10 protein-coding genes, 4 tRNA genes and 1 rRNA gene are annotated in these 9577 nt (G+C 50.1%); 14 read left to right on the top strand and 1 reads right to left on the bottom strand.

The window, feature by feature from the left end; translation table 11 throughout:
• From rrf to birA, 3 genes are all read left to right on the top strand, one after another.
• Positions 1–94 (top strand): 5S ribosomal RNA (gene rrf / locus L2097_RS25050); the annotation flags it as partial.
• Between the two features lie 136 nt (positions 95–230).
• Positions 231–1259, top strand: coding sequence for a UDP-N-acetylmuramate dehydrogenase (gene murB / locus L2097_RS25045; RefSeq protein WP_250353868.1), 1029 nt, complete (start codon positions 231–233; stop codon positions 1257–1259).
• Positions 1256–2218 carry a bifunctional biotin--[acetyl-CoA-carboxylase] ligase/biotin operon repressor BirA gene (gene birA / locus L2097_RS25040; RefSeq protein ID WP_142516934.1) on the top strand — a complete coding sequence of 321 codons (963 nt, stop codon included), beginning with the start codon at positions 1256–1258 and terminating at the stop codon, positions 2216–2218. The genes murB and birA overlap by 4 nt, the downstream gene beginning before the upstream one ends.
• 30 nt (positions 2219–2248) lie before the next feature.
• On the opposite strand, the gene coaA is transcribed toward birA, so the two are convergent.
• Positions 2249–3199, bottom strand: coding sequence for a type I pantothenate kinase (gene coaA, locus L2097_RS25035; protein ID WP_047372261.1), 951 nt, complete (start codon positions 3197–3199; stop codon positions 2249–2251).
• Positions 3200–4029: 830 nt separating this feature from the next.
• On the opposite strand from coaA, the gene L2097_RS25030 reads away from it, so the two are divergent.
• The 11 genes from L2097_RS25030 (at position 4030) to rplL (ending at position 9541) form a co-directional block, all read left to right on the top strand.
• Positions 4030–4105 (top strand) — tRNA-Thr (locus tag L2097_RS25030).
• Positions 4106–4113: 8 nt separating this feature from the next.
• A tRNA-Tyr gene (locus L2097_RS25025) sits at positions 4114–4198 on the top strand.
• 109 nt (positions 4199–4307) lie between these two features.
• Positions 4308–4382, top strand: a tRNA-Gly gene (locus tag L2097_RS25020).
• 5 nt (positions 4383–4387) lie between these two features.
• Positions 4388–4463 (top strand) — tRNA-Thr (locus L2097_RS25015).
• Positions 4464–4578: 115 nt separating this feature from the next.
• Positions 4579–5763 (top strand): elongation factor Tu, encoded by a 1185-nt coding sequence (tuf, locus tag L2097_RS25010; protein WP_047372260.1) that lies wholly within the window; start codon positions 4579–4581, stop codon positions 5761–5763.
• Positions 5764–5991: 228 nt separating this feature from the next.
• Positions 5992–6375: a preprotein translocase subunit SecE gene (gene secE / locus L2097_RS25005; protein ID WP_003033128.1), complete on the top strand. Its 384-nt coding sequence runs from the start codon at positions 5992–5994 to the stop codon at positions 6373–6375.
• Position 6376: 1 nt separating this feature from the next.
• Complete coding sequence (nusG, locus tag L2097_RS25000) at positions 6377–6922, top strand: transcription termination/antitermination protein NusG (RefSeq protein WP_001287521.1); 546 nt, start codon at positions 6377–6379, stop codon at positions 6920–6922.
• A 141-nt stretch (positions 6923–7063) separates the two neighbouring features.
• Positions 7064–7492, top strand: a complete 429-nt coding sequence (rplK, locus tag L2097_RS24995; RefSeq protein ID WP_006688357.1) for a 50S ribosomal protein L11 — start codon at positions 7064–7066, stop codon at positions 7490–7492.
• 3 nt (positions 7493–7495) lie between these two features.
• On the top strand, positions 7496–8200 hold the full coding sequence (gene rplA / locus L2097_RS24990; protein ID WP_039076861.1) for a 50S ribosomal protein L1: 705 nt from the start codon (positions 7496–7498) through the stop codon (positions 8198–8200).
• Between the two features lie 411 nt (positions 8201–8611).
• A complete protein-coding gene (gene rplJ, locus L2097_RS24985; protein ID WP_002438625.1) occupies positions 8612–9109 on the top strand; it encodes a 50S ribosomal protein L10 in 498 nt (165 codons plus the stop codon).
• A gap of 66 nt (positions 9110–9175) precedes the next feature.
• A complete protein-coding gene (rplL, locus tag L2097_RS24980; protein ID WP_002884142.1) occupies positions 9176–9541 on the top strand; it encodes a 50S ribosomal protein L7/L12 in 366 nt (121 codons plus the stop codon).
• Positions 9542–9577 lie beyond the last annotated feature (36 nt).

Raw genomic sequence — 9577 nt, 5'->3', positions numbered from 1 at the left:
TCCCACCTGACCCCATGCCGAACTCAGAAGTGAAACGCCGTAGCGCCGATGGTAGTGTGGGGTCTCCCCATGTGAGAGTAGGGAACTGCCAGGCATCAAACAAGTGAAGAGCCCATCCTGACGGATGGGCTTTTTGCGTTTTTATTCCTTCCGAAACCTTCCATATAACCACAAGCGCTCACCTTGCATATGCGGTAAACTAGCCGGGTTTTTGCATCAGGACAGCGTCTATGAACCACTCCCTTAAGCCCTGGAATACCTTCGGCATTGATCACAATGCAAATAAAATAATACGTGCTGAAAGTGTGCAGCAATTGCTTGAAGCGTGGCAGGAATCCGTAAGTAATGGACAGCCTGTGTTGATGCTGGGTGAGGGCAGCAATGTTCTTTTCCTGGAAGATTTCGCAGGTACGATCATTATCAACCGTATCCTGGGTATTGAAACTGAGGAAAGCGCCGAAGCCTGGCATGTCCACGTTGGTGCCGGGGAAAACTGGCATCAGCTCGTACAGTATACGCTCTCGCACGGAATGCCCGGACTGGAAAACCTGGCGTTAATCCCCGGTTGTGTTGGTTCATCGCCTATCCAGAACATAGGCGCATACGGTATTGAATTGCAGCGTGTCTGTGCCTATGTCGATTGTATCGAATTGAGTACCGGCGATACCCGGCGATTAACCGCTGAAGCTTGCCGTTTTGGTTATCGTGATAGCATCTTCAAGCATGAGTATCAGGATCGCTACGCAATCGTTGCGGTCGGCCTGCGCTTACCTAAGCAGTGGCAGCCGGTCCTGACCTATGGCGATCTGATTCGCCTGGATCCAGCAACGGTAACGCCGCAGAACGTTTTTGAAGAGGTTTGCCGCATGCGTACCAGCAAGTTGCCTGACCCAAAAGTAAACGGTAATGCTGGTAGCTTCTTTAAAAATCCGGTTGTGAGCGCTGAAGTGGCCGCCGCGCTACTGGAAAAATCGCCGAAAGCTCCTCTTTACCCTCAACCTGACGGTACAGTAAAACTCGCTGCCGGATGGCTTATCGATCAATGCCAGTTAAAAGGCGTATCCATTGGCGGCGCTGCAGTTCATCCGCTACAGGCTCTGGTGCTAATTAATCAAGATCACGCGACCAGTGAAGATGTCGTTCGTCTGGCACGCCATGTACGCGCACAGGTTGGGGCGAAGTTTGATGTCTGGCTGGAGCCGGAGGTGCGTTTTATCGGCCATCGTGGCGAAGTGAATGCCGTGGAGGTGATTGCATGAAAGACAGCACCATTCCGTTAACCCTGGTTTCTATCCTTGCTGATGGCGAATTCCATTCTGGCGAACAGCTCGGTGAACGGTTGGGAATGAGTCGTGCAGCTATCAATAAGCATATTCAAACCCTGCGTGACTGGGGAGTGGATGTATTTACTGTGCCAGGTAAAGGTTACAGTCTTCCTGAACCCATCCAATTGCTGAATGAAGAGCAGATTGTAGCGCAGGTACAAACAGGTAAAGTGGCCGTGTTGCCGGTTATTGATTCTACTAATCAATATCTACTGGACCGTATAAGCGAATTGCGATCCGGCGATGCCTGTGTCGCAGAATATCAACAGGCGGGGCGGGGACGCCGTGGTCGTAAGTGGTTCTCTCCTTTTGGCGCTAATCTTTATCTTTCTATGTACTGGCGACTTGAGCAAGGCCCAGCGGCGGCAATTGGACTCAGTCTGGTCATTGGTATCATTATGGCCGAAGTACTACAGGAATTAGGCGCTGAAAACGTTCGGGTTAAATGGCCTAATGATCTTTATCTGGGCGACCGTAAACTTGCTGGCATCTTAGTAGAACTAACAGGCAAAACTGGCGATGCTGCGCAGATCGTGATAGGGGCGGGTATTAACCTCTCTATGCGACGTGCGGAAAGTGATGTTATCAATCAAGGCTGGGTGAACCTGCAAGAAGCGGGAGTCGTCATTGATCGCAATACGCTTGCAGTGCGTTTAATCAATGCATTACGTTCCGCGCTCCAGTCCTTTGAACAGGAAGGGTTAAGCCCCTGGCTATCTCGCTGGAAGAAACTGGATAACTTTATTGATCGCCCGGTGAAATTGATCATTGGCGAGAGAGAAATATTTGGCATCTCACGTGGTATTGATGCACAGGGCGCATTGTTGCTTGAACAGGATGGGGTAATTAAACCCTGGATGGGTGGGGAAATTTCCTTACGCAGTGCCGAATAATAACAAGGGGAGCATTTCGCTCCCCTTGTTTTATTTTCGCAGGCGTACCTGCTCGACCGCGTGATTGGCGCTTTTGGTCATGACAAGGCTTGCACGCTCACGGGTTGGAAGAATATTTTCTTTCAAATTTAGCCAGTTAATTTCTTTCCAAAGAGATGTAGCTATATTGATGGCTTCTTCTTCTGTCAATTTCGCATAGTTGTGGAAATAAGAATCCGGGTCGGCGAAAGCCCCTTCACGAAATTTCAGGAAGCGATTGATATACCATTTCTGCAACAGTTCTTCCGGCGCATCGACATAAATAGAGAAGTCGACGAAGTCAGAAACAAATACATGATGGGGATCATGCGGGTAATCCATACCGCTTTGTAATACATTGAGTCCTTCAAGTATCAAAATATCTGGCTGGGTTACTGTTTTATCCCCGTCCGGGATAACATCGTAAATTAAATGTGAATATACTGGCGCAGTAACGTTTGGCACGCCGGATTTAATATCGGAAACAAACTTTACCAGACGGTGCATATCATAAGACTGCGGAAACCCTTTCTTCTTCATCAGGCCGCGATCTTTTAAAACCTGATTAGGATGCAAAAAACCATCGGTGGTGATTAATTCAACGCGACGATGCTCTGGCCAGCGGCTTAATAACGCCTGTAGTACGCGCGCCGTCGTGCTTTTACCCACGGCAACGCTACCTGCAATGCTGATAATATAAGGAATTCTTTGCCCATTCGTGCCTAAGAATTGTTCAAGCACGGCCTGACGACGCAAATTCGAACTGATATAAAAATTGAGCAAACGCGACAGCGGCAGATAGATTTCTGCGACCTCTTCCAGAGAGAGATCTTCATTAATGCCTTTTAACCGCGCGATTTCACCCTCAGTGAGCGTCATCGGCACTGAATCACGAAGCGCAGCCCACTGGCTACGATTGAACTGCAAGTACGGAGTCATTAACGTTTGCTCTTTTTTACTCATAAGCTTTTTCTGCCTGCCATGGTGGCTCGCCACGTATGCTTCTGACACGGAGCGAGAAGCCTTCTTTTAAGGTAATGCGATGGCGCGACGTTATTGATATAAGTTAGGACAATGGGCAGGAGGTTAACACCAGATGACAGGGAATAATATGAAAAATCGCGTCTGCATGATGCTTTCCGGAGAAAGCATCACGTTTCAGAGACCGCCGACAATAGCGCAGGTTACCTGACTTACCTCGAATAAACGCGGGAAATAATTCGCAGCTGAATGTGTGCTTCCATCTGTTGAGTCCAGGTAATCTTCTATTTCACCAGCCCGGCGTTATCCCTATATACGGTTGAAACCTTCTGTGTGCGAACCGGTCCGAGAGAAGGTCGTATTGTCGGCATAACCCCGTTTCACAATTGCCTTAATAAGGCATCACCTACAGCGCTCGGCGGGGCCGGCGATGGACTCAATGCATCTTAATGGTTGCATGGTCGGGCATTCGGGCGTCTTTACGGTGCTATAAATCAACGCAGCCAGCATTCCGCCTGTTGAGGAATGACCATCTCTCCCTCCTTAAACGCGGGATTTCTTACTGATGGGTTAAGAAGACCTATGGCGAGAAGGCAAATGCACCTTATGCAAGCAAACGTGAGATACGCCTGGCATAAAAGTTGAAGGGAGATGCCCGTTAATCACGGTTCCGGTACTGGTTTTTTCCGCTGATTTGCTTGAAATAGCAGCATTTAACGGCCTTGTCGTGCAAAATGTGAGCGATAGAACAATTTGTGCAATTTTTTAGTTGCATCAAGCGCGCTGTCTCCCTAGAATGCGCGCTACTTGATGCCGACTTAGCTCAGTAGGTAGAGCAACTGACTTGTAATCAGTAGGTCACCAGTTCGATTCCGGTAGTCGGCACCATCAAGTCCGGTGGGGTTCCCGAGCGGCCAAAGGGAGCAGACTGTAAATCTGCCGTCACAGACTTCGAAGGTTCGAATCCTTCCCCCACCACCATTTTCGGTCACCTTGTGTGACCAGAGTTGGTGTCAAAACTGAATCAACTCAAAGGGAGAGTTTTCTTCTCCTGAAACACAGAAAGAATAGGGTAGCCGAGTTTTAGGATGCGGGCATCGTATAATGGCTATTACCTCAGCCTTCCAAGCTGATGATGCGGGTTCGATTCCCGCTGCCCGCTCCAGACGTGCTGATATGGCTCAGTTGGTAGAGCGCACCCTTGGTAAGGGTGAGGTCCCCAGTTCGACTCTGGGTATCAGCACCACTTCTTTATCTCTCCTCCCCTGTTTCTCTCTGTTTATTGCATTCAACAAGTCGGGCATGTTGCCTGGTTGATGTGGTGATATCACCGATTTATCCGTGTCTTAGAGGGACAATCGATGTCTAAAGAAAAGTTTGAACGTACAAAACCGCACGTTAACGTCGGTACTATCGGCCACGTTGACCATGGTAAAACAACGCTGACCGCTGCCATCACTACCGTTCTGTCCAAAACTTACGGTGGCCAGGCTCGCGCATTCGACCAGATCGATAACGCGCCGGAAGAAAAAGCACGTGGTATCACCATCAACACCTCTCACGTTGAATACGATACTGCGATCCGTCACTACGCACACGTAGACTGCCCGGGCCACGCCGACTATGTTAAAAACATGATCACCGGTGCTGCGCAGATGGACGGCGCGATCCTGGTTGTTGCTGCGACTGACGGCCCGATGCCGCAGACTCGTGAGCACATCCTGCTGGGTCGTCAGGTAGGCGTTCCGTACATCATCGTGTTCCTGAACAAATGCGACATGGTTGATGACGAAGAGCTGCTGGAACTGGTTGAAATGGAAGTTCGTGAACTTCTGTCTCAGTACGATTTCCCGGGCGACGACACGCCGATCGTTCGTGGTTCTGCTCTGAAAGCGCTGGAAGGCGACGCAGAGTGGGAAGCGAAAATCATCGAACTGGCTGGCCACCTGGATACCTATATCCCGGAACCAGAGCGTGCGATTGACAAGCCGTTCCTGCTGCCGATCGAAGACGTATTCTCCATCTCCGGTCGTGGTACCGTTGTTACCGGTCGTGTAGAGCGCGGTATCATCAAAGTAGGTGAAGAAGTTGAAATCGTTGGTATCAAAGATACTGCGAAATCAACCTGTACCGGCGTTGAAATGTTCCGCAAACTGCTGGACGAAGGCCGTGCTGGTGAGAACGTTGGTGTTCTGCTGCGTGGTATCAAACGTGAAGAAATCGAACGTGGTCAGGTACTGGCTAAGCCGGGTACCATCAAGCCGCACACCAAGTTCGAATCTGAAGTGTATATTCTGTCCAAAGATGAAGGCGGTCGTCACACTCCGTTCTTCAAAGGCTACCGTCCGCAGTTCTACTTCCGTACAACTGACGTGACTGGCACCATCGAACTGCCGGAAGGCGTAGAGATGGTAATGCCGGGCGACAACATCAAAATGGTTGTTACCCTGATCCACCCGATCGCGATGGACGACGGTCTGCGTTTTGCAATCCGTGAAGGCGGCCGTACTGTAGGCGCGGGCGTTGTAGCAAAAGTTCTCGGCTAATCGCTGATAACATTTGACGCTAAGCGTAAGAAAAGGGCATCATTTGATGCCCTTTTTGCACGCTCTCGAATCAGAACCTGGCTCATCAGTGATTTTTTTTGTCATAATCATTGCTGAGACAGGCTCTGTAGATGGCGTTAAATCCGAAACGCGCCAGAGCATTTCGGTTTGGTTGCCTCGCCTATGCGGGGCAAAAATGTTTGTCTGATTCTTGTAACAGGTTGGTTTATGAGTGCGAATACCGAAGCTCAAGGGAGCGGGCGCGGCCTGGAAGCGATGAAGTGGGTTGTTGTTGCTGTTCTGTTGCTCGTAGCGATCGTTGGCAACTACCTTTATCGTGACATGATGCTGCCGCTGCGTGCGCTGGCCGTTGTGATTCTGATTGCTGCAGCAGGTGGTGTCGCGCTGTTGACGACGAAGGGTAAAGCGACCGTTGCGTTTGCCCGCGAAGCGAGAACTGAAGTCCGTAAGGTAATTTGGCCGACTCGCCAGGAAACATTGCACACCACATTGATCGTAGCTGCCGTAACTGCGGTTATGTCACTTATTTTGTGGGGACTGGATGGTATTCTGGTTCGCCTCGTTTCCTTTATCACTGGCCTGAGGTTCTGAGATGTCTGAAGCTCCTAAAAAGCGCTGGTACGTCGTTCAGGCGTTTTCCGGTTTTGAAGGCCGCGTAGCGACTTCGCTGCGTGAGCACATCAAATTACACAACATGGAAGAGTTGTTTGGCGAAGTTATGGTGCCGACCGAAGAAGTGGTCGAAATCCGTGGCGGCCAGCGTCGCAAAAGCGAACGCAAATTCTTCCCGGGTTACGTACTGGTCCAGATGGTCATGAACGACGCGAGCTGGCACCTGGTGCGCAGCGTTCCGCGCGTAATGGGCTTCATCGGTGGTACTTCCGATCGTCCGGCGCCGATCAGCGATAAAGAAGTCGATGCGATTATGAACCGCCTGCAGCAGGTGGGTGATAAGCCGCGTCCGAAAACGCTGTTCGAACCAGGTGAAATGGTCCGCGTTAACGATGGTCCGTTTGCTGACTTTAACGGTGTGGTCGAAGAAGTTGACTACGAAAAGTCTCGCCTGAAAGTTTCCGTCTCCATTTTTGGTCGTGCGACCCCGGTGGAACTGGACTTTAGCCAGGTAGAGAAAGCCTAAAAAAAGGCGATCAAATGTTGCACAAGGCGCGAAGTTGGCATACAATTTCGCGCCTTTTGATTTTATGGGTCCAGTACCCGTAAAACGAATTTAAACACGGGGAGCCCTTCCGGGCGCTATAACCCAAACGAGGAAATTTCAATGGCTAAGAAAGTCCAGGCCTACGTCAAGCTGCAGGTTGCAGCTGGCATGGCAAACCCGAGCCCACCGGTTGGTCCGGCTCTGGGTCAGCAGGGTGTTAACATCATGGAATTCTGTAAAGCGTTCAACGCGAAAACTGATTCCATGGAAAAAGGTCTGCCGATTCCGGTTGTTATTACCGTTTACGCTGACCGTTCCTTCACTTTCGTTACCAAAACGCCTCCGGCAGCAGTTCTGCTGAAGAAAGCGGCTGGTATCAAGTCTGGTTCCGGCAAGCCGAACAAAGACAAAGTGGGTAAAATCTCCCGCGCTCAGCTGCAGGAAATCGCGCAGACCAAAGCTGCCGACATGACTGGCGCCGACATTGAAGCGATGACTCGCTCCATTGAAGGTACTGCACGTTCCATGGGCCTGGTAGTGGAGGATTAAGAAATGGCTAAACTGACCAAGCGCATGCGCGTGATCCGTGACAAAGTTGATGCGACCAAACAGTATGACATCAACGAAGCTATCTCTCTGCTGAAAGAGCTGGCCACTGCTAAATTCGTAGAAAGCGTTGACGTTGCTGTTAACCTCGGCATCGACGCGCGTAAATCCGATCAGAACGTACGTGGTGCAACTGTACTGCCGCACGGTACTGGCCGTTCCGTTCGCGTTGCCGTATTTACTCAGGGCGCAAACGCTGAAGCTGCTAAAGCTGCAGGCGCTGAGCTGGTAGGTATGGAAGATCTGGCTGACCAGATCAAGAAAGGCGAAATGAACTTTGACGTTGTTATTGCTTCCCCGGATGCAATGCGCGTTGTTGGCCAACTGGGCCAGGTTCTGGGTCCGCGTGGCCTGATGCCAAACCCGAAAGTGGGTACTGTAACGCCGAACGTTGCTGAAGCGGTTAAAAACGCAAAAGCAGGTCAGGTTCGTTACCGTAACGACAAAAACGGCATCATTCACACCACCATCGGTAAAGTGGATTTTGACGCTGACAAACTGAAAGAAAACCTGGAAGCTCTGCTGGTTGCGCTGAAAAAAGCAAAACCGACTCAGGCGAAAGGCGTGTACATCAAGAAAATCAGCATCTCCACCACCATGGGTGCTGGCGTTGCCGTTGATCAGGCTGGCCTGAGCGCTTCTGCAAACTAATGCCTTTACGTGGGCGGTGAATTTGTCTACAATTTTACCCCCACGATTCTGCAAATAGCAGATTTATATTCGAGATATTCAGGTTGTGGCAAGGCAGCAACCGAGTGAATCGCCAGGAGCATAGATAACTATGTGACTGGTGTGAACGAGGGAAGCTAACGCCGCCACGGGCTGAATAACGACGAATAGAAAAGATTTGTTCGTTGGAGCCTGGCCTAATCCAGGCCTCCGTCGAAGACCGCAGGTGTTTCGTAAGAAACTTAATCCCCTGCGTAGACGGTGACAGAACGCTAAGATTATTTTTTTGATACTCTGGCTTGTTTCTGCTCACCGTATTCAGACGCTCTTCATTTGAAGAGTGAAGTGAGTTCCAGAACATTTTGTTCTGGCAAACATCCAGGAGCAAAGCTAATGGCTTTAAATCTTCAAGACAAACAAGCGATTGTTGCTGAAGTCAGCGAAGTAGCCAAAGGCGCGCTGTCTGCGGTAGTTGCGGATTCCCGTGGCGTGACCGTAGACAAAATGACCGAACTGCGTAAAGCAGGTCGCGAAGCCGGCGTATACATGCGTGTTGTTCGTAACACCCTGCTGCGCCGTGTTGTTGAAGGTACTCAGTTTGAGTGCCTGAAAGACGCGTTCGTTGGTCCGACCCTGATTGCATACTCTATGGAACACCCGGGCGCTGCTGCTCGTCTGTTCAAAGAGTTCGCGAAAGCGAATGCAAAATTTGAGGTCAAAGCCGCTGCCTTTGAAGGTGAGTTAATCCCGGCATCTCAGATCGATCGCCTGGCAACTCTGCCGACCTACGAAGAAGCAATTGCACGCCTGATGGCAACCATGAAAGAAGCTTCGGCTGGCAAACTGGTTCGTACTCTGGCTGCTGTACGCGATGCGAAAGAAGCTGCTTAATCGCAGTTATCTTTGTAAAGCATCTGCTTACGTATAAACTTATTCTGATATTCAGGAACAATTTAAATGTCTATCACTAAAGATCAAATCATTGAAGCAGTATCCGCTATGTCCGTAATGGACGTTGTTGAGCTGATCTCTGCAATGGAAGAAAAATTCGGTGTTTCCGCTGCTGCTGCTGTCGCTGTAGCTGCTGGCCCGGTTGAAGCTGCTGAAGAAAAAACTGAATTCGACGTAATTCTGAAAGCTGCTGGCGCTAACAAAGTTGCTGTTATCAAAGCAGTACGTGGCGCAACTGGCCTGGGTCTGAAAGAAGCTAAAGACCTGGTAGAATCTGCACCTGCTGCCCTGAAAGAAGGCATCAGCAAAGACGACGCCGAAGCACTGAAAAAATCTCTGGAAGAAGCTGGCGCTGAAGTTGAAGTTAAATAAGCCAACTTTTCTGGTTGAAGCCTGAGAAATCAGGCC

The sequence above is a fragment of the Citrobacter sp. MNAZ 1397 genome, assembly GCF_023613995.1.
Lineage (GTDB): Bacteria > Pseudomonadota > Gammaproteobacteria > Enterobacterales > Enterobacteriaceae > Phytobacter > Phytobacter ursingii.
Note: the sequence above shows the minus strand (reverse complement) of the source record. Positions and strands in the feature narration are given on the sequence as shown.

Coding starts and splice junctions, on each gene's coding strand:
- murB (WP_250353868.1), top strand. CDS start 231: ATGAACCACTCCCTTAAGCCCTGGAATACCTTCGGCATTGATCACAAT.
- birA (WP_142516934.1), top strand. CDS start 1,256: ATGAAAGACAGCACCATTCCGTTAACCCTGGTTTCTATCCTTGCTGAT.
- coaA (WP_047372261.1), bottom strand. CDS start 3,199: ATGAGTAAAAAAGAGCAAACGTTAATGACTCCGTACTTGCAGTTCAAT.
- tuf (WP_047372260.1), top strand. CDS start 4,579: ATGTCTAAAGAAAAGTTTGAACGTACAAAACCGCACGTTAACGTCGGT.
- secE (WP_003033128.1), top strand. CDS start 5,992: ATGAGTGCGAATACCGAAGCTCAAGGGAGCGGGCGCGGCCTGGAAGCG.
- nusG (WP_001287521.1), top strand. CDS start 6,377: ATGTCTGAAGCTCCTAAAAAGCGCTGGTACGTCGTTCAGGCGTTTTCC.
- rplK (WP_006688357.1), top strand. CDS start 7,064: ATGGCTAAGAAAGTCCAGGCCTACGTCAAGCTGCAGGTTGCAGCTGGC.
- rplA (WP_039076861.1), top strand. CDS start 7,496: ATGGCTAAACTGACCAAGCGCATGCGCGTGATCCGTGACAAAGTTGAT.
- rplJ (WP_002438625.1), top strand. CDS start 8,612: ATGGCTTTAAATCTTCAAGACAAACAAGCGATTGTTGCTGAAGTCAGC.
- rplL (WP_002884142.1), top strand. CDS start 9,176: ATGTCTATCACTAAAGATCAAATCATTGAAGCAGTATCCGCTATGTCC.